The organism is Paraburkholderia silvatlantica, from assembly GCF_003096715.1.
Taxonomy (GTDB): Bacteria; Pseudomonadota; Gammaproteobacteria; order Burkholderiales; family Burkholderiaceae; genus Paraburkholderia; species Paraburkholderia silvatlantica.
In genome coordinates this window covers 1-20,942 of record NZ_QEOL01000033.1, presented here as the reverse complement: position 1 = coordinate 20,942, position 20,942 = coordinate 1, and the positions used below count along the sequence as shown (strand labels likewise).

The 20,942-nt window shown below is 69.2% G+C and carries 19 protein-coding genes; 9 read left to right on the top strand and 10 right to left on the bottom strand.

Annotated features, from left to right (window positions below; translation table 11 throughout):
* Nucleotides 1–110: 110 nt before the first annotated feature.
* Genes C7411_RS32475 through cobC form a run of 5 tightly spaced genes read left to right on the top strand, consistent with a single transcriptional unit; the run spans nt 111 to nt 4,470 of the window.
* Nucleotides 111–1,169 carry a FecCD family ABC transporter permease gene (locus tag C7411_RS32475; protein ID WP_110388220.1) on the top strand — a complete coding sequence of 353 codons (1,059 nt, stop codon included), beginning with the start codon at nt 111–113 and terminating at the stop codon, nt 1,167–1,169.
* Nucleotides 1,166–1,999 (top strand): ABC transporter ATP-binding protein, encoded by an 834-nt coding sequence (locus tag C7411_RS32470; protein WP_110388219.1) that lies wholly within the window; start codon nt 1,166–1,168, stop codon nt 1,997–1,999. Before C7411_RS32475 ends, C7411_RS32470 begins: the two co-directional genes overlap by 4 nt.
* A 47-nt stretch (nt 2,000–2,046) precedes the next feature.
* Nucleotides 2,047–3,111, top strand: coding sequence for a nicotinate-nucleotide--dimethylbenzimidazole phosphoribosyltransferase (cobT, locus tag C7411_RS32465; protein ID WP_110388218.1), 1,065 nt, complete (start codon nt 2,047–2,049; stop codon nt 3,109–3,111).
* Nucleotides 3,112–3,121: 10 nt separating this feature from the next.
* The gene (locus C7411_RS32460) at nt 3,122–3,898 is read left to right on the top strand and encodes an adenosylcobinamide-GDP ribazoletransferase (protein ID WP_110388274.1); all 777 of its coding nucleotides are present in this window, start codon (nt 3,122–3,124) and stop codon (nt 3,896–3,898) included.
* Nucleotides 3,883–4,470, top strand: coding sequence for an alpha-ribazole phosphatase (gene cobC, locus C7411_RS32455; RefSeq protein WP_110388217.1), 588 nt, complete (start codon nt 3,883–3,885; stop codon nt 4,468–4,470). The genes C7411_RS32460 and cobC overlap by 16 nt, the downstream gene beginning before the upstream one ends.
* Nucleotides 4,471–4,491: 21 nt before the next feature.
* On the opposite strand, the gene C7411_RS32450 is transcribed toward cobC, so the two are convergent.
* The 4 genes from C7411_RS32450 to cobU are packed head-to-tail and all read right to left on the bottom strand — an operon-like array spanning nt 4,492 to nt 7,904.
* Nucleotides 4,492–5,397 (bottom strand): cobalamin-binding protein, encoded by a 906-nt coding sequence (locus C7411_RS32450; RefSeq protein ID WP_110388216.1) that lies wholly within the window; start codon nt 5,395–5,397, stop codon nt 4,492–4,494.
* Nucleotides 5,397–6,422 carry a threonine-phosphate decarboxylase CobD gene (gene cobD / locus C7411_RS32445; protein WP_110388215.1) on the bottom strand — a complete coding sequence of 342 codons (1,026 nt, stop codon included), beginning with the start codon at nt 6,420–6,422 and terminating at the stop codon, nt 5,397–5,399. The genes C7411_RS32450 and cobD overlap by 1 nt, the downstream gene beginning before the upstream one ends.
* Nucleotides 6,415–7,350, bottom strand: coding sequence for an adenosylcobinamide-phosphate synthase CbiB (gene cbiB, locus C7411_RS32440; protein WP_110388273.1), 936 nt, complete (start codon nt 7,348–7,350; stop codon nt 6,415–6,417). The genes cobD and cbiB overlap by 8 nt, the downstream gene beginning before the upstream one ends.
* A complete protein-coding gene (gene cobU, locus C7411_RS32435) occupies nt 7,350–7,904 on the bottom strand; it encodes a bifunctional adenosylcobinamide kinase/adenosylcobinamide-phosphate guanylyltransferase (RefSeq protein ID WP_110388214.1) in 555 nt (184 codons plus the stop codon). The genes cbiB and cobU overlap by 1 nt, the downstream gene beginning before the upstream one ends.
* 143 nt (nt 7,905–8,047) lie before the next feature.
* Between cobU and C7411_RS32430 the strand changes: the two genes are divergently transcribed.
* The gene (locus tag C7411_RS32430) at nt 8,048–9,595 is read left to right on the top strand and encodes a cobyric acid synthase (RefSeq protein WP_243413421.1); all 1,548 of its coding nucleotides are present in this window, start codon (nt 8,048–8,050) and stop codon (nt 9,593–9,595) included.
* Nucleotides 9,596–9,636: 41 nt separating this feature from the next.
* Here C7411_RS32430 and C7411_RS32425 read toward each other — a convergent pair whose 3' ends face one another.
* Nucleotides 9,637–10,056, bottom strand: a complete 420-nt coding sequence (locus tag C7411_RS32425) for a PaaI family thioesterase (RefSeq protein ID WP_110388212.1) — start codon at nt 10,054–10,056, stop codon at nt 9,637–9,639.
* Between the two features lie 221 nt (nt 10,057–10,277).
* On the opposite strand from C7411_RS32425, the gene C7411_RS32420 reads away from it, so the two are divergent.
* A complete protein-coding gene (locus tag C7411_RS32420; protein WP_042268783.1) occupies nt 10,278–10,904 on the top strand; it encodes a ParA family protein in 627 nt (208 codons plus the stop codon).
* 87 nt (nt 10,905–10,991) lie between these two features.
* On the opposite strand, the gene panD is transcribed toward C7411_RS32420, so the two are convergent.
* The 4 genes from panD to C7411_RS32400 form a co-directional block, all read right to left on the bottom strand.
* Nucleotides 10,992–11,378, bottom strand: coding sequence for an aspartate 1-decarboxylase (gene panD, locus C7411_RS32415; protein ID WP_110388211.1), 387 nt, complete (start codon nt 11,376–11,378; stop codon nt 10,992–10,994).
* A gap of 98 nt (nt 11,379–11,476) precedes the next feature.
* Nucleotides 11,477–12,319 (bottom strand): pantoate--beta-alanine ligase, encoded by an 843-nt coding sequence (gene panC, locus C7411_RS32410; RefSeq protein ID WP_110388210.1) that lies wholly within the window; start codon nt 12,317–12,319, stop codon nt 11,477–11,479.
* A 302-nt stretch (nt 12,320–12,621) separates the two neighbouring features.
* Nucleotides 12,622–13,536 (bottom strand): segregation and condensation protein A, encoded by a 915-nt coding sequence (locus tag C7411_RS32405; protein ID WP_165822937.1) that lies wholly within the window; start codon nt 13,534–13,536, stop codon nt 12,622–12,624.
* The gene (locus C7411_RS32400; protein ID WP_069265440.1) at nt 13,536–13,721 is read right to left on the bottom strand and encodes a DUF3460 family protein; all 186 of its coding nucleotides are present in this window, start codon (nt 13,719–13,721) and stop codon (nt 13,536–13,538) included. The genes C7411_RS32405 and C7411_RS32400 overlap by 1 nt, the downstream gene beginning before the upstream one ends.
* 468 nt (nt 13,722–14,189) lie before the next feature.
* Here C7411_RS32400 and C7411_RS32395 point away from each other — a divergent pair, with 468 nt between their 5' ends.
* Nucleotides 14,190–15,875 carry an autotransporter assembly complex protein TamA gene (locus C7411_RS32395; protein ID WP_110388271.1) on the top strand — a complete coding sequence of 562 codons (1,686 nt, stop codon included), beginning with the start codon at nt 14,190–14,192 and terminating at the stop codon, nt 15,873–15,875.
* Between the two features lie 61 nt (nt 15,876–15,936).
* A complete protein-coding gene (locus C7411_RS32390) occupies nt 15,937–20,424 on the top strand; it encodes a translocation/assembly module TamB domain-containing protein (RefSeq protein ID WP_110388209.1) in 4,488 nt (1,495 codons plus the stop codon).
* A gap of 140 nt (nt 20,425–20,564) precedes the next feature.
* On the opposite strand, the gene C7411_RS37900 is transcribed toward C7411_RS32390, so the two are convergent.
* A partial coding sequence (locus C7411_RS37900; RefSeq protein WP_207786580.1) for a hypothetical protein occupies nt 20,565–20,942 on the bottom strand: 378 nt, incomplete at its 5' end.

Genomic DNA, 20,942 nt, shown 5'->3' with positions numbered 1-20,942 from the left:
AGAATTCCTGGCGACCAAAATACTGCGCTCTGTTGTGGCCTGCGTATACCCCTGCTGTCTTTCTATGTGAGCTTGATTGAAATCCGCCGCCGAGTTTCCCGATGCGTTCCATGAGCCGCGATGAGTCCCATGCTGTGCCGCCGATGCACGCGCTGCCGCGCCGCTCGATGAGCGCGCGCCGCGCGTGCATGATCTGGGTCGCGCTCGCCGTAGTGGCGCTCGTGGTGTTCGCTGCATCGCTCGCAACCGGCAGCGTAAGTGTGACGTTTGTGCAGGCGCTGGCGGCGCTCGCTCCCGCGCACGGCGCGCCGGACATGGCGACCGAAATTGTGCGCACACTGCGCTTGCCGCGCGCGCTGGCGGGGTTTGCATGTGGCGGTTTGCTTGCGTTGGCGGGCGCGCTGCTGCAGGTGCTGCTGCGCAATCCGCTTGCGGAGCCCTACGTGCTCGGCGTGTCGGGCGGCGCGGCCGCGTTCGCACTCGTGGCGATGATCGCGGGCGTGGCGTGGTGGGGCGTGCAGGCGAGCGCATGCGCGGGTGCGTTCGTTTCGATCCTGCTCGTGCTCGGCCTCGCGCGCCGCGAGTTGTGGCGCGGCGAGCCGCAAGACAGCTCGCCGCGGCTGCTCCTGACGGGCGCGGTGACGGCGGCAGGCTGGGGCGCATTGATCACACTGCTGCTCACGCTCGCGCCCGACACGCGCCTGCGCGGCATGCTGTTCTGGCTCACGGGCGACCTCAATGGCGCGGGCACGCCATGGCCCGCGCTCGCGACGCTTGGTTTGGTCCTCGCATGCATCGTGCCCGCCGCGCCGATGCTCAACGTGCTGCTGCGCGGCGACGCCGCTGCGCAGGCGCTCGGTGTGCCGGTGCTGCGTCTGCGCATGGGCATTTATCTTGCCGCGTCGCTCGCGGCGGCCGCTGCCGTGACGACGGGCGGCACCATCGGCTTTGTCGGCCTCGTCGTGCCCCACATGCTGCGCCTCGCGTTCGGCAACGACCAGCGCATGCTCGTGCCCGCCGCGGCGCTCGCGGGCGGCGTGGCCGTGATGGGCGCGGACCTCGTCGCGCGTACGGTGGCGGCGCCCGCGCAGTTGCCGGTGGGCGTCGTGACTGCGCTCGCCGGCGTGCCCGTATTCCTGTGGATGCTCCTCGCGAGGCGCGGACGATGAGCGAAACGTATCCGCCCCTGCTCGCGGTCCAGGCGCTCACGTTGCGTGTGGGCGCGCGCACGCTCGTGGAATCGCTCACGCAAAAGTTTGCCGCCGGCGAAATCTGGTGCCTGGCGGGCGCGAACGGCGCGGGCAAGACGACGCTGATCGGCGCGCTCGCGGGCCTGAGCGAGCCCTCGGCGGGACACGTGGAAGTCGAGGGCATCGCGCTCGCACAGTGGCCGCCGGTGCGCCTCGCGCAGCGCCGTGCGTTGATGGCGCAGGACCAGCGTGACGCATTCAGCGCGAGCGTGATCGACACCGTGCTGCTCAATCGCTATCCGCATCTTTCCGGCTGGGGCTGGGAAGGCGCCGCCGATCGCGCGGCCGCGCTCGCCGCGCTCGCCACGCTCGGCCTCGAAGCTTTCGCTGCGCGCGATGTGCTGTCGCTCTCGGGCGGCGAGCGCCAGCGTGTCGCGCTTGCCGCCGCGCTGTGCCAAAGTGCGCCGCTCCTGCTGCTCGACGAGCCGCTCGCGCATCTGGACCTGCATCATCAGATCGCGTGTCTCGAAGCGCTCTCGGGCTGGGTGAAGAGCGAAGCGCGAACGGTGCTGTTTTCGTGCCACGATCTCAATCTTGCGCGGCGCTTCGCCACGCATGCGCTCCTGCTCGACGGCCACGGCGGCTTTCACGCGGGCCCCGTGCGCGACGTGCTCACGCCGCAGCGCGCGAGCGCCGCATTCGGTCATCCGCTCGTGCTGATACGCGAGGACGGGCACGAGGCGCTCGTCCCTGCACTCGGCGCGACCTCTTCATCACCGCATTCGCCGGGATCGAACGGCGTGCATTAGCGTTAGTGCGCCGCAGTCGCCCGCATCACTTCGAAACGAAATACACCATGACGTCATCGCTTACCGAACTGCTCGCCGTCGAACCGCTCGACCTCTCCTTGCGCGACGCGCTGCAACGCCTCATCGACATGAAGACCAAACCGCCCGGCAGTCTCGGCCGGCTCGAAACACTGGCGCGCCAGCTCGGCATGATCCAGGGCACGACGCACCCGGGCGTCGAGCGTCCCGTGATGATCGTGTTCGCGGGCGACCACGGCATTGCTGCCGAAGGCGTGAGCCCATATCCGCAGGCCGTGACTGCGCAGATGGTCGCGAACTTCGTCGCAGGGGGCGCGGCCATCAACGTCTTCAGCGGCGTGGCGGGACTCACGCTCGAAGTCGTCAACGCGGGCGTGGCGACGCCGCTGCCGCCGTCGCCCACGCTCGTCGATCTGCCCGTCGCGCGCGGCACGCGCAACTTCGCGCGCGAGCGCGCCATGACGCGCGACGAAGCCCTCGCCGCGCTCGCGGCGGGCGCACAGCGCGTGCGCCACCACGCGGCGCTCGGCACGAACGTGATCGGCTTTGGCGAAATGGGCATTGCCAACACGTCGTCGGCCGCATGCCTGATGAGCCGCCTGTGCGGTGTGCCGATCGACGAATGCGTGGGGCGCGGCACGGGCCTCGACAATGCGGGCCTCGCGAAAAAGCGCAATGTGCTCGCGGCGGCGCTCGCGCATCATGCCGACGCGCGCGAGCCGCTCGACGTGCTCGCCGCGTTCGGCGGCTTCGAGATCGCGATGATGGCGGGCGCGTACCTCGAGGCCGCACGCTCGCGCATGGCGATTCTCGTGGACGGCTTCATCGCCACCTCGGCGCTGCTCGTGGCCGACGCGCTCGCGCCGAACGTGCGCGACTACTGCGTGTTTGCGCACGCATCGAACGAAGCGGGGCACCGCCGCATGCTCGATCACTTCGGCGCGCGCGAACTGCTCTCGCTCGATCTGCGTCTGGGCGAGGGCACGGGCGCCGCGCTCGCGGTGCCGCTGCTGCGCGCGGCGGTCGCGTTCCTGAACGACATGGCGAGCTTCGAGTCGGCCGGCGTCGACAATCGCCGTGATCGCCACGCCTGAGCGCCGTGCGATGAATCCGCTCGCGGAGCTGCGCTACTTCTTCACGGCACTGGGCTATTTCACGCGCGTGCCGGTGCCGCGCTGGGTCGGCTTCGAGCCTGCGTGGCTCAATGCGGCGGCGCGCTACTTTCCGCTCGTCGGCGCGTTGATCGGCGCGCTCGGGGCGCTCGTCTATCTCGCTGCCCTGCGCGCGTTTCCGGCGAGCGTAGCCGTGCTGCTGTCGATGGCGGTCACGCTCCTCGCGACGGGCGCCTTTCACGAAGACGGTCTCGCCGACTGCCTCGACGCATTCGGCGGCGCGTACACCCGTGAGGACGTGCTGCGCATCATGCACGATTCGCGCATTGGCGCGTTCGGCGCGATTGGTCTCGTGGTGGCGCTCGTGCTGAAGTGGCAGACGCTCGCCGCGCTGCCGCCGGCGCGCGCCGCGATGCTGATGATCGCCGGTCACGCCGCGAGCCGTGCGTGTGCGATCAGCTATCTCGTTTCGCTGGACTACGTGCGGCAGGAGGGCAAGGCCAGGCCCGTCGCGCGGCGCATGAGCGTGAGCGCGTGGCTGTGCGCGTGCGTGTTCGGTTTGCCGTGGCTGTTCTGGCCGGTGGGGTCCGGCGTGCCCGGCTGGCGCGCGGGCGCAGCGATCCTCGTCGTGCTCGCCGTGTTGCGCTATGGACTGGGCCGTTACTTCGTGCGCCGCATCGGCGGCTATACGGGCGATTGTCTCGGCTTCGCGCAGCAGGTGTTCGAGATCGCCATCTACCTCGTGGGGCTCGCGTGGATCTCGTTCTGATCCGCCATCCTGCCGTGGCCGTGGATGCAGGCGTGTGCTACGGCGCGAGCGACGTGGCGCTCGCGGGCGACGCCACACAGCAGGCCGCATGGCTCGCCGGGCGGCTCGCGGCGCTCGGCGCGCGCGAACCGCAGCGGATCGAAACGAGCCCGCTCACGCGCTGCGCGAGCGTTGCCGCGGCGCTTGCCGGTGTGCACGGACAGGTACCGCGAGCAGAGGCACGCCTCGCAGAGATGGATTTCGGCGCCTGGGAGATGCAGCGCTGGGACGCGATCGAACGCGCGCAGATCGACGCGTGGGCCGCGAATTTCGAGCACGCGCGCGAGCACGGCGGCGAGAGCGTTGCGCAGTTCGACGCGCGCGTGAACGGGTGGTTCGGCACGCTCGACGCGCACGAGAAGTCCACCGTTTGGGCTGTCACCCATGCGGGTGTGATGCGCACCGTCACGGCACGTGCGCTCGGTGTGCCGCTCGCGCATTGCGTGCGCTGGCCGCTGGAGATGGGCGCCATTGTGTGCCTGCACTACGACGCCCTTGGCGCACAGTGGCTGCTCGCGCGCTGGAACGCATAGCAAGTCGATTCGGATGCCGAATCAATGCGCCGCGGCGTCGCGCGAGCGGGCGAGATCGAGATCCCTGCACAGCTGTGCCGCGCCCTGGGCGATGCGCGGCGCGGGGCGCGTCAGCAAGTCACCGTCGATGGCGAAGAGATTGCCATGGGCGACGGCGGCGAGCGCCGGCCAGGCGCGCCAGCGCTCGAGGCCCGGCAGCGGGCGGTCCGGCGGCGTGGCGCCTTGTGACGCGGCGACGATCGCATCGGGATTGGCGGCGAGGACGGCTTCCGTGGAAACCGTCGGCACGAGCGGCTCGAGCGCCGCGAACACGTTGCGGCCGCCGCAGAGCGCGATCACGTCGCTGATCATGTGCGAGCCGTTGAGGGTCATCAGCGGCTGATCCCAGACCTCATAGAACACGCTCACGGGCGCGCGCTGCGCATAGCGTGCGCGCAGCTGCGCGATGTCGCGGCGGTAGGCATTCGCGGCGGCCTGCGCGGCGTCTTGCGTGCCGAGCAGCTCACCGAGGCGCGTGAGCGAGGTCGCGACGTCGTCGAGCCTGTGCGGCTCGCTGAAAAAGAGGGGGATGTGCAGCGCGCGCAGACGATCGAGCTGTTGCTGTGCGTTGCCGTGACGCCAGACCACGATGAGGTCGGGCTTGAGCGCGGCGATGCGCTCGAGGTCGAGCGCGCGGTTGTCGCCCACGCGCGGCACCTTTTGCGCGTCGGGCGGATAGTCGCTGTAGGCCACGGCGCCGACGACTTTCGCGCCGCCGCCCGCGGCATAGAGCAGCTCGGTGACGTGTGGCGCGAGGCTCACTACGCGCCGCGCAGGCGCGGGGAGGGTGACGGTGGTGCCCGCGTCGTCGATGGCGGTGACGCTCGCATGCGCGGCGCACGGAAGGATCGCGGCCAGCAGCGTCAATGCAATAGCGGCTGCGCGCATCAGCCGATCGCCCGCATGGCTTGCCCGAGTGCGTTTTCGAAGCGCTGCCATTCGTCTTCGGACGCAGGCAGGCCAAAACGCAGGCTGGCCGGCGCGTCGAAGCGGCGCGTCCACACGGCGTGGCGCGCGAGCGCATCCTGCAGCGCCGGCGTGCGCGGGTCCGCGATCCACGCGAAGAGCGGGGTGGCGCGCGGCGTGAAGCCGTGAACGCGCAACAGCGCGACGAGGCGCGCGCTTTCGGCGGCGAGGCGCACGCGCATTTCGCTTTGCCACGTGAAGTCTTCGAACGCATGGGTGACCGCGTGGCGCGCCGGCCCGCTCACGGTCCACGCACCCAGATGCGCGCGCAACCCGGCTAGCAGGGCGGGGGCGCCGAGCGCGAATCCGCAGCGCGCGCCCGCGAGCCCGAAGAACTTGCCGGGCGAGCGCAGCACGACGAGTCCTTCGCGGGTGGTTGCGTGCGCAAGCGTTGCGGATCGCTCGTGGCCGAACGCATCGGCAAAGGCTTCGTCGACGATCAGCGTGCCGCCGCGCGCGGCGAGTTGCGCATGCCAAAAAAGCAGACGCTCGGCAGCAAGATGCGTGGCCGTCGGATTGTTCGGATTCACCACGACAGCATGCGTGACGGTATCGGGCAGCGTGTCCTGCGTGAAGTCGAGCGGCACGGTCTCATGACCCGCGCGCGCGAACGCCGGCGCGTACTCGCCATAGGTGAGCGGCGCAATCGCGACACTCGCGCGTGGCAACAAGGCCGGCAGCGCGCGGATCGCGGCCTGACTGCCCGCCACCGGCAACACGTGACGGGCGTCCGGCGCGCCGTAGTAGCGCGCGGCGCACGCAGCGAAGCCGTCGCCGTCGTCGGGCAGGCGCCGCCATGCCGCGGACGGCACCGGCGGCACGGGATAGCCATGCGGATTGATGCCGGTGGAGAGATCGATCCAGGCGTCCCAGGCGATGCCGTAACGCTGCGCGGCTTCGTGCAGATTGCCCCCGTGCGCGACGAGTGCGGCGGTGTGCTCAGACATGGGTCGCCACGCTCACGAAGGCCAGTGCGAGCAGCGCCGCGAGCCACAAAATGGTGGTGCGCTCGACCAGCCGCACGACCGCATCCACGTGCTGTGCGCGCGGCGGCGAGCCTGTGCCGAGCGCCGGGCGCTCTTCCAGCATGCCGTGATAGACGGCCGCGCCGCCCAGCAGCACGTTCAGGCTGCCCGCGCCGGAGGCCATGACCGGGCCCGCGTTCGGGCTGTCCCAGCGATGCGCCTGTTCGCGCCAGCAGCGCAGCGCCATGCGCGTGTCGCCGAGCAGCGCGTAGCTCGCGGCCGTGAGGCGCGCGGGAATCCAGTTGAGGACGTCGTCGATGCGCGCGGCTGCCCAGCCAAAGCGCAGGAAGCGCGGCGTGCGGTAGCCCCACATGGCATCGAGCGTGTTGGCGAGACGGAACGCGAGGGCGCCTGGGCCGCCCGCGATCGCGAACCAGAACAGTGCGCCGAAGATCGCGTCGTTGCCGTTTTCGAGTGCCGATTCGACGGCCGCGCGCGCGAGCGCGGTGGCGTCCGCCTGGGCTGTGTCGCGCGAGACGATGCGGCCGGTCAACTCGCGCGCGGCTGCGAGGTCGCGCCGGGCGAGCGCGGCGCCGATCGGCGCGATGTGCTCGGCAAGACTGCGCGCGCCGAGTGCGAACCACAGCAGCGCGACGTGCAGCCCCCAGGCGAGCGGCCAGGGCAGCAGCGCGCACAGCAGCGCGGCGCCGATGACGGGCGGCGCAACGGCGGCGAGCCATGCGAGCAGGCCGAGCGGACGGCCGCGGCGGCCCGTGTTCAGGCGCGCTTCGATGCGGCTCGCGTACTGGCCGAAGGCGACGAGCGGATGCGCGCGGCGCGGCTCGCCGAGCCAGCGGTCCACGGCGACGCCGGCCACGGCGAGCGCGGCGGTGACGGGCAGCGAGAGCATCATGAGGTCCCGCGCGGCGCCTTGAGCACCAGAGGCAGGCCCGCGGCGACGAGCATGGCGCGGTCGGCGAGCGCCGCGACGCGCTGATTGAGGCGGCCAAGTTCGTCCACGTAGAGGCGCGTGGCCGCGCCCATCGGCACGACGCCCATGCCGATCTCGTTGCTCACCACGAGCACCGTGCCTTGCGCGCGCTCGCAGGCGGCGGCGAAGGCGTCGAGGCGCTCGCGCCAGTCGGGCAGCGGCGAGTCGGAGCCGGCGGGGCAAAGCAGGTTCGCGAGCCACAGCGTGAGGCAGTCGATCAGCACGCACTGGCCGGGCGCCGCCGCTGCCTCGAGTGCGGGAGCGAGATCGAGCGGCGCTTCGGCGAGCGCCCAGTGCGCGGGCCGGCGCGCGCGATGGTGGCCGATGCGCTCAGCGAATTCGAGGTCGTCCGTCATGCGCGCGGTGGCGATATAGGTGACCGGCAGGCCGCTCGCGGCGGCGAGGCGTTCGGCGTGCGCGCTCTTGCCCGAGCGCGCGCCGCCGACGATGAAGGTGAGGTCGCGCGAATTCATCGCGTGATTGTAACGGCTGCGCTCAGGCGCACCGTCATCCGTTCGGCCAACCTCGCGCCGGGGTCCTGCCGGGTGCGGCGCGGCGATGGGATAATGCGCGTTCGCCTTCCCTTGCCTGTCCGGCCCACTGCCATCGCCGCTTCATGACCGCCACGCTACCCGCCGTGCCCCGTGTACCCACCGGCACGCTGATGATCCAGGGCACGACGTCCGACGCCGGCAAGAGCACGCTCGTCGCCGGCCTGTGCCGTCTCGCGCGCCGCGCGGGTGCGCGCGTCGCGCCGTTCAAGCCGCAGAACATGGCGCTCAACAGCGCCGTGACCGTGGATGGCGGCGAGATCGGCCGCGCCCAGGCGCTGCAGGCTGTCGCCGCCGGCATCGAGGCGCACACCGACCTCAATCCGGTGCTGCTCAAGCCCAATAGCGATCTCGGCTCGCAGGTCATCATCCACGGCAAGGCGCGCATGAACCTGAACGCGCGCGCGTACCAGGACTACAAGCCCCTCGCGCGCGAGGCCGTGCTCGCGTCCTATGCGCGTCTGTGCGCGCGCTACGACACCGTGTTCGTGGAAGGCGCGGGCAGTCCCGCCGAAGTCAACCTGCGCGCCAACGACATCGCGAACATGGGCTTTGCCGAGGCGGTCGACTGCCCGGTCGTGCTCGTGGCCGACATCGACCGGGGCGGCGTGTTCGCGCACCTGATCGGCACGCTGGCCTGTCTTTCGGAAAGCGAGCGTGCGCGCGTCAAAGGTTTCGTCATCAACCGCTTTCGCGGCGACCGCACGCTGCTGGAACCCGGCCTCGCCTGGCTCGAGCAGCAGACGGGCAAGCCGGTGCTGGGCGTCGTGCCGTATCTGCATGGCCTCACGCTCGACGCCGAGGACATGCTGCCGGGCGCGGCCCATAGCGGCGCGCAGGCCGGCGGCGAGACGCTGCGCGTGGTGGTGCCCGCGCTGCCGCACATCAGCAACCACACCGACTTCGACGCGTTGCGCGCCCATGCGCAGGTCGATTTCACCTATGTGCGCACGGGCGAGGCGCCGCCCGCCGCCGACCTCGTGATCCTGCCGGGCTCGAAGAACGTGCGCGACGACCTCGCGTGGCTGCGCGCCCAGGGCTGGGAGACGGCACTCGCGCGGCATCTGCGCTATGGCGGGCGCGTGATCGGCATTTGCGGCGGCATGCAGATGCTCGGGCGCGCGATTGCCGATCCGCACGGCGTGGAGGGCGAACCGGGCGAGGTCGAGGGCTTCGGCTGGCTCGACTACGAAACGGTGCTCACGCGCGAAAAGACCTTGCAGAACGTGACGGGCGCGCTCGCGCTGGAAGGCGTGCACGGGCATGCTGACGCAGCCCCGGCGCGCGTGGCGGGCTACGAAATTCACATGGGCGAGACGCGCGGGCGCTCGCTCGAATCGCCCGCGGTATGGCTCGCTGCGGCGGGCGAAGACAGCCGGGAGGGGGCGATGCGCCCGGATGGCGCGCGCTCGGCGGATGGCCAGATTCTCGCGACCTATGTGCACGGGCTCTTCGACACGCCGCACGCGTGCGCGGCGCTCCTGCGCTGGGCCGGGCTCGCACAGGCGCGCGCGGTGGATTATCCGGCGTTGCGCGAGGCGTCGCTGGAGCGGCTGGCGGACACGCTCGCGGCGAGCCTCGATCTGGAGAAGATGTTCGGCGTAATCGGCTGAATGCGCAGCTAAATGCGCAACTGGATGCGCGGCTGAACGACTCAGTAAAGCACCATCTGCGTGCAGCGGAAGAGGGCGATGGTCTTGCCGTCCGGGCCGCTCACGGTGGCGTCCCAGACCTGGGTGCTGCGCCCGAGGTGCACCCCCTTCGCGACGGCCGAGATCGTGCCTTCGCGCGCGGTGCCGAGATGATTGCTCTTGATCTCGATGGTGGTGAAGTTCTTTGCATTGGGCGGCAGGTGAGCGAGGCAGGCGTAGCCGCAGGCCGTGTCGGCGAGGCCGATTACCGTGGCGGCGTGCAGGAAGCCGTTGGGAGCGAGCAGGTCGCTGCGCACGTCGAGCTCGGCGCGCAGCAGGCCCTGCTCGAGGACCAGCGGGCGAAAGCCCAGCCAATCGGGCAGGCGGCCGCGCTGCCTCGCGAGCAGGGATTCGATCGTGATGTCGTGGCGTAGCGTGCTCATGGTCGGTCAGTCTCCCTGATTTGATATGAACATTGCGGGTGCGCGCTCGTGGGGGGCTTCGGCGGCGCGCAATTTGCCGATATTATCGGACGGTTGATTCGGGGCGCCGGCTCGTCTGCAAGGCGCCTCGCCAGGTATCGAAGAACGCATCGAACGACGCATCGCGCAAAAATCACGGCAATCCGGCTGGCCATGCGCCAGCCATCCTGACGGGAGCATTCATGACGGTAATCGTGGTGGCGAATCCCAAGGGCGGCGTGGGAAAGAGCACGCTGTCCACCAACCTGGCCGGCTATTTCGCCGCACAAGGCGAGTGGGTGGCGCTCGCGGACCTCGACCGGCAGCAGTCCTCGCATGCCTGGCTCGATCTGCGGCCCGCGACGCTGCCGGCCATCGAGAGCTGGCAGGTCGATCTGGACAACCCGGCGAAGCCGCCCAAGGGACTCGAGCACGCAGTCATCGACACGCCCGCCGGCCTGCACGGCAACCGGCTCGCGGCGATCATCGAGCTGGCGGACAAGGTGATCGTGCCGCTGCAGCCCTCGATGTTCGACATTCTCGCCACCCAGGACTTCCTGAACCGCCTCGCCAGGGAAAAGTCCGTGCGCAAGGGGGCGATCCAGGTGGGCGTGGTGGGCATGCGGGTGGATGCGCGCACGCGCTCGGCCGAGCAGCTGCAGCGCTTCGTCGAGGGACTCGATCTGCCGGTGCTGGGGTATCTGCGCGACACACAGAACTACGTGCAGCTTGCAGCGCACGGCCTCACGCTATGGGACGTCGCGAAGAGCCGGGTGGAGAAGGACCTCGACCAGTGGCAGTCGATTATCGGCTGGGTGGACGGCAAATAAGCGGCAAACAAGCGGCAAACAAGCCGCAAAGAAGCGCGCAGGTACGGCGGCGCGGACCCGATGCGCCGCGCCGGCCAGCCTCGCGTTTTAGCTCCAGCTTTGCGTGGGCACGTGGTCGCGGCTGCCCTTGATGCGGTTGTTCTCGTCCACGAACACGAGGTCCGGCTTCCAGCCGGCCTTGAGCTCTTCCTCTTCCACGTTCGCGAAGGCCGCGATGATCACGAGGTCGCCCAGTTGCGCGCGGCGCGCGGCCGAGCCGTTCAGCGAGATCATGCCGCTGCCGCGCTCGCCCTTGATCGCGTAGGTCGTGAAGCGTTCGCCGTTGTTGATGTTCCAGATGTCGATGCGCTCGTTTTCGACGATATTGGCCGCTTCGAGCAGATTTTCGTCGATGGCGCACGAGCCTTCGTAGTGCAGCTCGCAGTGCGTGACCGCGGCGCGGTGGATCTTCGACTTGAGCATATGGCGTTGCATGGAGGGTCTCCTCAGGCGAGCGGGCGCGCGGCCCGCCGCGGGTAAGCGGAATCTGGGGGGATCGGGTGAAAGCGGGACGGCGCGGCCGCCCGCGGCCCTCAGATCTCGAGGTTGTCGATCAGGCGCGTCGCGCCGAGTCTGGCGGCGGCCAGCACGACGAGCGGCGCCTCGGCGTCGCCGGCCACGCCCGGCGCCGGCGGCAGCAGGTTCGCGCGCTTGCGGATCGCGATGTAGTCGGGCTTCCAGCCGCGCGCGGCGAGCGTCGCCATGGCGTCGAGTTCGAGCTGCTGGAAGTCGCGGCGGCCCGACAGCACCGACTCGCGGATCGCGCGTAGCACGCCCGCCAGCTGCGGCGCTTCGGCGCGCTCGCCTTCGCTCAGGTAGCGGTTGCGCGAGCTGAGCGCGAGGCCGTCGGTGTCGCGCACCGTTTCGGCGGCGACCACTTCGGTCGGCAGCGCGAACTGGTTGCACATGGCGCGCACGATCATGAGCTGCTGGTAGTCCTTCTTGCCGAACACGGCCACGCGCGGCTGCACGCACGACATCAGCTTCATGACGACCGTGCACACGCCCTCGAAGAAGCCAGGGCGGAATTCGCCTTCCAGAATGTCGCCGAGATCGTGCGGCGGGCGCACGCGGTATTCCTGCGGCTGCGGATACATGTCGCGCTCAGTGGGCGCGAACAGCACGTAGACGTTTTCCTTCTGCAGCTTCTCGATGTCGTCCTGGAGCGTGCGCGGATACTTGTCGAAGTCCTCGTTCGGGCCGAACTGCAGCCGGTTGACGAAGATGCTCGCCACGACCGGGTCGCCGTGCTGGCGCGCGAGGCGCATCAGCGAGAGATGGCCTTCGTGCAGGTTGCCCATGGTCGGCACGAACGCCGTGCGGTTTTGGCCGCGCAACTGGTCGCGCAATTCCTGAATCGAGCTGATGACTTTCATGATCGGAGGCTTTATGCCTTGCGCGGGGCAAGACTGGGTTGCACGGCCGCAAGCCGGAGGCCCGGACGAAGGGCCGCGAGCGGACGTCGCGCGCCCGGTCCGCGCGAGAGGCGCGATGCCCCATATATGGGACGAGACCGGGCAGGCGCGGGCGATTGTAGTGGATTTGTGAAGGCGGCGCACCCGCCTCGGATAGGGGGTTGTCCTGGCGCTGCGCTGTGCGGCCCGCTGAGGGTTCCCGTGCGATGTGGTCCTCTTTATCGAGCCGTCGGCGGACGGGCCCGGGCAGGGCCTGGCAAGGATCAGGCAGGCAAATACGCGAGCCGCACGTAAATCGGCGCGAACGGCTCGGCCTGGGTGATCTCGATGAGCGATTCGCGCGACAGCTCCAGCATGGCGATGAAGTTCACGACTACGACGGGCACGCCGCGCGTGGTGTCGAACAGCTCGGAGAACTCCATGAAGCGCTCGCCTTGGAGCCGGCGCAGGATGATGCTCATGTGCTCGCGCACCGAGAGCTCCTCGCGCGAGATCTTGTGATGCTGGACGAGCTTCGCGCGCTTGATGACGTCGGCCCATGCGGCGCGCAGGTCGTTGCTGTCCACGTCGGGAAAGCGCGGCGTGATGCTCTGCTCGATATAGACCTCGGCGCGCAGGAAGTCGCGGCCGAGCTGCGGCAGCTGGTCCAGGCGCTGGGCGGCGAGCTTCATCTGCTCGTATTCGAGCAGGCGCCGCACGAGTTCGGCGCGCGGGTCCTCGGCTTCTTCGCCGGTGTCGGCCTTCTTGACCGGCAGCAGCATGCGCGACTTGATCTCGATGAGCATGGCCGCCATCAGCAGATATTCGGCCGCGAGTTCGAGGTTGGTCTTGCGCAGCTGCTCGACATAGCCGAGGTACTGGGTCGTGACCTCCGCCATCGGGATGTCGAGGACGTTGAAGTTCTGCTTGCGGATGAGGTACAGCAGCAGGTCGAGCGGGCCTTCGAAGGTCTCGAGGAAGACTTCGAGCGCGTCCGGCGGGATATAGAGGTCCTGCGGGAGCTTGAAGAGCGGCTCGCCGTAAAGGCGTGCGAACGCGACGCCGTCGACCGTGTCGGGCGTCGAGTCGGTCGCGGGCGTGGTCAGCGCCTCACCGGGCGTTGGCCCGGCAGCCTGGCCCGCGTGACTGGCCGCGTGCTCGCCTGCTGGCGGCGCGCCGGCCCCGTCGGCCTCGGCCATCAGAAGTTCTGGTAGTAAACGTAAGACGTTTGCTTGACGCGCGAAGCCTGCTGGCGCTCGCGCTCGTCGAGGTCGATCGGTTGCTTGTCCCACAGGAGCGCGCGGCCCTTGCGTTGCTGTTCTTCGAGCTGCGGCTTTTGCTGCTTGAGCTGGTTGATGAACTGCGTGATGTCCGACTGATACATGGCTGACGTCCGTCCAGTAAGGCGGGGCGCCTGATTGCGCCGCGCCGCTTGTTCTGTCGGCGGCAATTTTACCGCAAGCCAACGCCGCGGAACATCCGCCCCGGCGCAGCGCGTGCCGACCCTCCCCGGGGCCGGCGCGCGCGCCATACGCGCGGCTGCGTCCGCCGTTATGGCACGCTTTGGACCGCCTCCTGGGGTTTTCGCGCGCCGATGTGGTGAAATAACGCGTTTGCGCCCGTTGCCGCTTCCCGTGCCCTGCGCGCGAGCGGCGCAACTGGCCGCAACCAGTTATACGACGGCCGGAGGTGGCGTTTGGCGGGATGGGTGATCGAAGCATTGTGCGCACGGCGGCGCCCCTCGCGGGCGGCGCGGCCACGGCTCGCCACGTGCCTGATCGTGTGCCTCGCCGGGTTCTGCGCCGTGGCGCCGCCCGCCCGGGCCGACATCCTGACCACCCTGCTGCCGTGGATGCGACCGCGCACCTACTACGACGTCGATATCGCGGCCACCCCGCGCGAGCTGCGCAAGCTGCTCGAGACGCACCTCGACATTGCGCGCTTTGCCACGCGCGCCGACGTGAACGAGGACCAGTTCGCGTTCCTCGTGACCGCGACGCCGCAGCAGGTGCGCGACCTCGCCTCGACGGCGGGCTATTTCACGCCGGTCGTGCGCACCGACGTTCGTACGATCGACGGCAGGCGGCACGTGCGGGTGAGCGTCGACCCGGGGCCGCGCACGACGATTTCGTCGGTGAAGCTCGTGTTTCGCGGCCCGGTCCTCACGGAAGACCCGGCGCAGGAGAACACCGCGCGCTTTGCGTTCTCGCTGCACGAGGGCGACGCCTTCACGCAGTCGGGCTGGGACGATGCCAAGAACGCCTCGCTCAAGGCGTTGCAGGCGCGCCGCTATCTCGGCGCCAAGATCGCGTTTTCCGAGGCGCGGGTCGATCCGCTCAGGCACGACGCCCAACTTTCCGTAACGTTCGACAGCGGGCCGACCTTCACGCTGGGCAAGCTCGATGTTTCGGGCCCGCGGCGCTATCCGGCCTACATCATCGACAACGTGAATCCGCTTTCGCCGGGCGAAATCTACGACCTGAAGCGGGTGGCCGAACTGCAGCGCCAGGTGCAGAACACGCCGTATTACGCGAGCGTGGCGATCGACGTCGACGCGAACACGCAAAAGCCGCTCGAAACGCCCGTGCACGTGAAGGTGAGCGAGTTCCCGTACAACAACTTCCGCGGCGGCGTGGGTTATTCGACCGACACCGGCGCGCACGTCCAGGGCTCCTACACCTACCTGAACACGTTCGGGGCGGCGTGGCCGTTCCAGGTGCAGGGCCGGCTCGACCAGATCCAGAAGTTCGGTCAGGTCCAGCTTTCGATGCCGCCGGGCCCGCGCGCCTGGACCAACAGCCTCGTCGCGTCCTACACGACCACCGACGTTTCGGACACGAACATCTATAGCGCGCGCGTCGGGGTGCAGCGCACGCGCACCTCGCAGAACATCGACTACGCGTACGCGCTGATGTTCTATGACGACCGCCTCACGCAGAACGTCGGGCCGTCCTCGCGGGCCTATGCGCTCGTGCCGACCTGGGGCTGGACGCGCCGCAACGTCGACGACCCGCTCTTTCCGCGCTCGGGCAACATCATTCGCATGGAGGCGGGCCTCGCGCTCAAGAACGTGGGCGCCGAGCAAAGCTTCCTGCGCGCCTACATGCGCGGCCAGCAATACCTGCCGATCGGCCGCAGCGACATCATGGTGTTCCGCGCGGAACTGGGCGGCGTGTTCACGAGCGGCCCGTCGAGCGGCATCCCCGCGTCGCTGCTGTTCCGCGCGGGCGGTTCGAACTCGGTGCGCGGCTACTCGTTCCAGAGCATCGGTAACGACCAGTCGGGCTCGATCCTGCCGACCAAGTATCTCGTCACCGGCTCAGCGGAATACCAGCACTGGTTCAGTCACGACTGGGGCGGTGCGGCGTTCTTCGACGTCGGCACCGCCACCGATACCTGGGGCGAAAAGGAATTCGATCCGGGCGCGGGTATCGGCGCGCGCTGGCGCAGCCCCGTCGGGCCGGTCAACCTCGATCTCGCCTATGGTTTTCGCACTCGCAGCGTGCGGCCTTACCTGACACTCGGGATCGCCTTCTGATGACGACGCGCTCGCTGCTCCGCTTTTCTACGACCCCTGCGCCGCACGGCGAGGAGGCCGCATGAGCGCGCGCCGTTTCGCTGCGGCGGCACGGCTGCCGGCCACGTTCGCGGTGCCGCCGGGGGAGGCTGCCCGCAGCCCCGGCGACGATGCGCGCGGCGAACCCGGCGGCAAGGGAGGCAATGGAGGCAATGGAGGCAATGGAGGCGCGGGTGGCAGCAACAGCGCGCCGCCGCGGCGCCGCGGGCCGCGGCTCTGGAAGGCGATTGCCTGGGCGATCGTCGTGCCGGTGCTGCTTGTCGGGCTCGTCGCCGGCTTGCTCTATGGCGTGCTGACGACCGAGCGCGGCACGGCCTACGCGTGGCGCGCGGCGCTCAGGGTGCTCGACGGCAAGCTCGCGGGCAGGCTCGAAGGCGGCACGCTCGCGAGCGGCGTGCGCTTTTCCAACGTGAGCTGGCGCGGCACCGACGGCACCACGATCAAGGTCGACCGCATCGCAGGCCAATGGGAGCTGCAGGGCTTCGGCCAGAAACCCTGGCGCTTCGTCGTGGATTATCTGCACGCGGGCGACATCGAAATGCGCATCGTGCCGTCGCACGAGCCTTCCTCGCCCCTGAGGCTGCCGGAAAACCTGCAGCTGCCGCTCGGGCTCGAGATCCGCGACCTGCAGGTTGACAGGCTCACGGTTCACGAAGGCACCTCGACCAGCGAGTTCTCGCACTTCCAGTTCCACGGACGCAGCGACGGCCGCCATCACGAGGCCGCCATCGAGCGCCTCGACACGCCCTTTGGCGCAGTGAGCGCGCGGGCGTGGCTCGATGGCGTGCGGCCGTTCGCGCTCACGGGCGAGCTGGGCTACTCCGGCAAGGTGAACGGCGAAGACGTGCAGGTCAGCGCCAACCTCGCCGGCTCGCTCGAGGCGCTCACGGCTGACGTCGACGCGAGCGGCATGAAGCTCACCGGCCGCGCGCATGTGGAGGCCACGCCGTTCGCTTCCGTGCCGCTGCAGCGCGTTACGCTCGCGTTCGATCATGTCAATCCGCAGGCGTTCGCGCCGGGCGCGCCGTTCGCCGACCTCGCGGTGCGTGCGCAGTTGCAGCCGGTGCCGGGCGGCGCGGCGGGCGTGCCGGCGGCGCTTGCGGCGGTGGCTTCGGGCGCGGCCGCGGTGCCGGAAGTGACGCCGGCTTCCGTGCCGGCGCCGCCATCGGCGCCGGCGGGCGGTGCGAAGCCCGATGCCGCGGCGGCCTCTGCAGCAGCGGGCGCGGCCGGCGCGGCTCGCGCGCGCAGCAACGCGGCGGGCTTCACGGTGGCGGGTGCGGTCTCGATCGTGAACGCGAAGCCGGGCGCCCTCGACGAAAAGCTGCTGCCGCTCATCGATGCTCACGCCGACGTCGTGCTCGATGCGAAGACGCAGCGCATCCCGAAGCTCGCCGTGCGTCTCGTGAAGAACGCGACGATCGCCGGCGGCGGCACGATCAGCGGGCGCGACGGGCGCTTCGACCTGAAGGTGGCCGGGCTCGACCTCAACGCGATCCAGTCGAGCGTGCGCGCCACGCAGTTCGCGGGGCCAATCGGCGTGCGGCTGAACGGCGACGTGCAGAGCGTCACGCTCGATCTCGCCGATCCCAGGGCTGCGCTGCGCGTGCAGGGCAAGATCACGCAGGACCCCGCGCGCCTGTCGCTCAACGACGTGCGCCTGACTTCGGGGGCGGGACGCATCGACCTGTCGGGTGCGCTCAAGCACGACGCCAGCTCCACGTATCAACTCAAGGCGGTGCTGACCAATTTCGATCCGCTGTCGCTCACGTCGCAAACCCCGGCGCGTGCGGCAGCGAAGCCGCCCGCGCCGGCCGCCCGGCCGCGGCCCGCGCCTCAGAGCGCCGCCAATGACCTCAACCCGCGACACAATCTGGCGCTCAATCCGGCGCTGAACCCGTCGCTCAATCCCGCGCAATCGGGCGAGCAGGCCGCCGGGCAAAAGCGCGTGGAGAACGCGAGAGAGAGCAGGCCGGGCGGGGCTGCCGAGCCCACAGCGAAGCCGCGGCCAGCCATGCGTCCCGCGGGCCGGCGCATCGAGGCGCGCGTGAACGGCACGCTCAACGCGAGCGGCACGCTCGCGCCCGCCTTCACGACGCGGGCCGAATTCAGGCTCGGCCCGAGCGTCTACGACGACCTGCCGCTCACGGGCCAGGGCCTCATCCAGCTGGCGGGCTCGCGTATTCTGCCAAGCCGCGCGAACCTCTCGATTGCGGGCAATACCGTGGATCTGCAAGGCAGCTTCGGTGCGCGTGGCGATCGCCTGCGCTTTCGCGTGGATGCGCCGCAGCTCGACCGGCTCGGTTTTGGCATAGCGGGCCAGCTCGCGGCGAACGGCGATCTGACCGGCACCTTCGCACACCCCGACGTCTCGCTCGACTACAAGGCCGACCACGTGGTGTTCGGCGATAACCGCGTCGGCCATGCCGAAGGCCGGGCGCTCGCGCGCGACGGCGCGAACGGCGCGCTCGCCTTCAGCACCGACGCGAGCGACATTGCCGTGGCGGGCGTCGATATCGCGACGCTCGCCGCGCACCTCGACGGCACGCGCGCGAAGCACACGCTCACCGCGAGCGCGAAGGGCAAAGTGCAGGGCCAGCCTATCGACGTCGCGGTGGCCGCGAACGGCGGCCTGCAGGACACGCGCGAAGGCGCGCGCTGGAACGGCACGGTGACGCAACTCGAGAACCGTGGCGTGCCCGGCGTGAAGCTCCAGTCGCCGCTGACGGTGAGCGCGGGCCCCGGCAAGGTCACGCTCGGCGCGACGCGTATCACGGGAGAAGGCGCCTCACTCGAGCTGAAATCGTTCGATTTCGACCATGGCCGCATCCGCTCGGCGGGCACGCTCACCAACGTGTCGCTCGCGCGCATCATGCAAATCCGGCAGCAGTTCACGGGCGTGCCGTCCACGCTCAGGACCGATCTGATCTTCGACGGCGACTGGGACTTCTCCGTCGGCCCGACGGCCACCGGCTATGTGCAGATCAAACGCCGCTTGGGCGACATCACGACCGAGGTCGGCCGTGGCTTTGCCTCGCTCGGCGTGGGCGACCTCAACGTGCGCGCGGCCTTCAGCGGCGGCAACCGCCTCACGTTCACGGCGCATGCCCAGGCGAGCCGCGTGGGCGTGCTCGACATCGATGCCTACACGACGCTCGTGCCGCGCGACGGCATCCTCACCGTCGCAGACGAGGCGCCGATCGGCGGCTCCATCAAGGCGAACGTGCCCTCGCTCAGGAACACGGGCGGCATGCTCGGGCCGACTTACCTGCTCGACGGCCATCTCGCGCTGCAACTCGCGCTGGGCGGCACAGTCGGGAAGCCGGATCTCACGGGCTCGCTGGTCGGCGACGGCATTTCGGCCACGATGGTCGACCAGGGCGTGGAGCTGAAGGACGGCGTGATCCGCATCGCGCTCTCGCATAACCTCGTCGACTTCCAGCAGGTGGAGTTCCAGGGCGCGACGAGCGGTACGCTGCGCGCGAAGGGCCAGGTGCGCCTCGACAACGCGGAGCCCGATCTCACCGCGAGCATCGTCGCGGACAAGCTCGAGCTGTTCGCATCGCCCGACCGCAAGCTGTCGCTTTCGGGCAGCGCGAGCATCGCCAACGGCGGGCATCTGGGCGGCATGCAGATCGACGGCAAGTTCACCGTCGATCACGCGCTCTTCGACATGCCCGAGTTGCCCGCGCCCTCGCTCGGCGACGACGTCGTGATCGTGCGCCCCGACGGCACGACGGTAGGCGGCCGGCCGCCCATCGAAGAAACGGCGTCGACGAGGCCCGCGCCGCGCTTCGCGCCGCGCGCGAACGTCGACATCGATCTCGGCCACGACTTCCGCTTCCGCGGCCAGGGCGCGGATCTGGGCCTTGCGGGCATGATTTCGGTCAACAGCGCGCCGGACGTACCGCTGCGCGCGGTTGGCAACGTGCGCGTGACCGAAGGCTCCACATACACGGCGTTCGGCACCCGGCTCAATATCGAAAACGGCTACTTCACGTTCAACGGGCCGGTGGGCAATCCGGGCATCAACATTCTCGCCATGCGGCGCAACCAGCAGGTCGAGGCGGGCGTGCAGGTCACCGGCACCGTGCAGGCGCCGACGGTGCGCCTCGTTTCCGAGCCCAACGTGCCCGACAACGAAAAGCTCTCATGGCTGCTGTTCGGGCACGGCACCGATCAGGGCAACAACCTCGGCCAGCAGAGCGCGATGACGACGGCGCTGGCCCTGCTCGGCAGCGCGCAAGGCAAGCGCATTGCGCAGAGCATCGGCCTCGACGAATTTTCGATCGGGCGCAGCGAGGTGGGCCTGACCGACCCCGAGGTCGTGATGATCGCGAAGGCCATCAACCAGCGTCTCGTGATCGGCTACGAACAGGGCCTGCAGTCGGCGTCGAACGCGGTGAAGGCCACGATCAATCTCTCGCGTTACTGGTCGCTCGTGGTGTACGGCGGCACCTTCAACGGCGCCGATATTCTTTATACGCGGCGTTTCGATCGGCTTCGCCGATAGAGAATCAGAAATCACTGACAGGCCTGCATGGCCCGGTCGCCGACTATCGGCGACCGGGCTTTTTCATTTCCGGTTTGCGGCGTTCCGTTGGCCGTTCGGATGACTGATGTTGCCGTCTCCCGCCCAGTACTGTTCCAGTTTCAATCTGCGAGTTCGATATCGTTTGTTTGATTTTCGTCTAACTTGCACGGGCAAAATTTCGACTTATTGGGAGTGCTCCTGGAAGCGAAATTTTGGCCTCGTTGAGATTTTTTCACGTCGGGCGCATTGGCTGCAGCGCCTGCTATCAGGTAGGTCGTCCGACTTTTGAAGCATGATGACCGTCGTTTGCCGAGACTCACGGCCTGATGCCCCGGGCGTTTCACGCTTTGCTTAAAGCCTTGCGCGCCATCCAGAGGTTGCCCAGCGCAAACAGACCGTTCGTAGTCCGTCCTGAACAATTCGGCGCGCTTGCCATCAGCGTTACGCCAGCACGTCGGCGGTGCAGCAGTTGGACAGGGCAGCGAGAACGAAGACAC

Coding starts and splice junctions, on each gene's coding strand:
- C7411_RS32400 (WP_069265440.1), bottom strand. CDS start 13,721: ATGTATCAGTCGGACATCACGCAGTTCATCAACCAGCTCAAGCAGCAA.
- C7411_RS32430 (WP_243413421.1), top strand. CDS start 8,048: ATGACCGCCACGCTACCCGCCGTGCCCCGTGTACCCACCGGCACGCTG.
- C7411_RS32460 (WP_110388274.1), top strand. CDS start 3,122: ATGAATCCGCTCGCGGAGCTGCGCTACTTCTTCACGGCACTGGGCTAT.
- panD (WP_110388211.1), bottom strand. CDS start 11,378: ATGCAACGCCATATGCTCAAGTCGAAGATCCACCGCGCCGCGGTCACG.
- cobD (WP_110388215.1), bottom strand. CDS start 6,422: ATGTCTGAGCACACCGCCGCACTCGTCGCGCACGGGGGCAATCTGCAC.
- C7411_RS32425 (WP_110388212.1), bottom strand. CDS start 10,056: ATGAGCACGCTACGCCACGACATCACGATCGAATCCCTGCTCGCGAGG.
- C7411_RS32420 (WP_042268783.1), top strand. CDS start 10,278: ATGACGGTAATCGTGGTGGCGAATCCCAAGGGCGGCGTGGGAAAGAGC.
- C7411_RS32395 (WP_110388271.1), top strand. CDS start 14,190: ATGCGACCGCGCACCTACTACGACGTCGATATCGCGGCCACCCCGCGC.
- cobU (WP_110388214.1), bottom strand. CDS start 7,904: ATGAATTCGCGCGACCTCACCTTCATCGTCGGCGGCGCGCGCTCGGGC.
- cobT (WP_110388218.1), top strand. CDS start 2,047: ATGACGTCATCGCTTACCGAACTGCTCGCCGTCGAACCGCTCGACCTC.
- C7411_RS32390 (WP_110388209.1), top strand. CDS start 15,937: ATGAGCGCGCGCCGTTTCGCTGCGGCGGCACGGCTGCCGGCCACGTTC.
- C7411_RS32450 (WP_110388216.1), bottom strand. CDS start 5,397: ATGCGCGCAGCCGCTATTGCATTGACGCTGCTGGCCGCGATCCTTCCG.
- panC (WP_110388210.1), bottom strand. CDS start 12,319: ATGAAAGTCATCAGCTCGATTCAGGAATTGCGCGACCAGTTGCGCGGC.
- C7411_RS32475 (WP_110388220.1), top strand. CDS start 111: ATGAGCCGCGATGAGTCCCATGCTGTGCCGCCGATGCACGCGCTGCCG.
- C7411_RS32470 (WP_110388219.1), top strand. CDS start 1,166: ATGAGCGAAACGTATCCGCCCCTGCTCGCGGTCCAGGCGCTCACGTTG.
- C7411_RS32405 (WP_165822937.1), bottom strand. CDS start 13,536: ATGGCCGAGGCCGACGGGGCCGGCGCGCCGCCAGCAGGCGAGCACGCG.
- cbiB (WP_110388273.1), bottom strand. CDS start 7,350: ATGCTCTCGCTGCCCGTCACCGCCGCGCTCGCCGTGGCCGGCGTCGCC.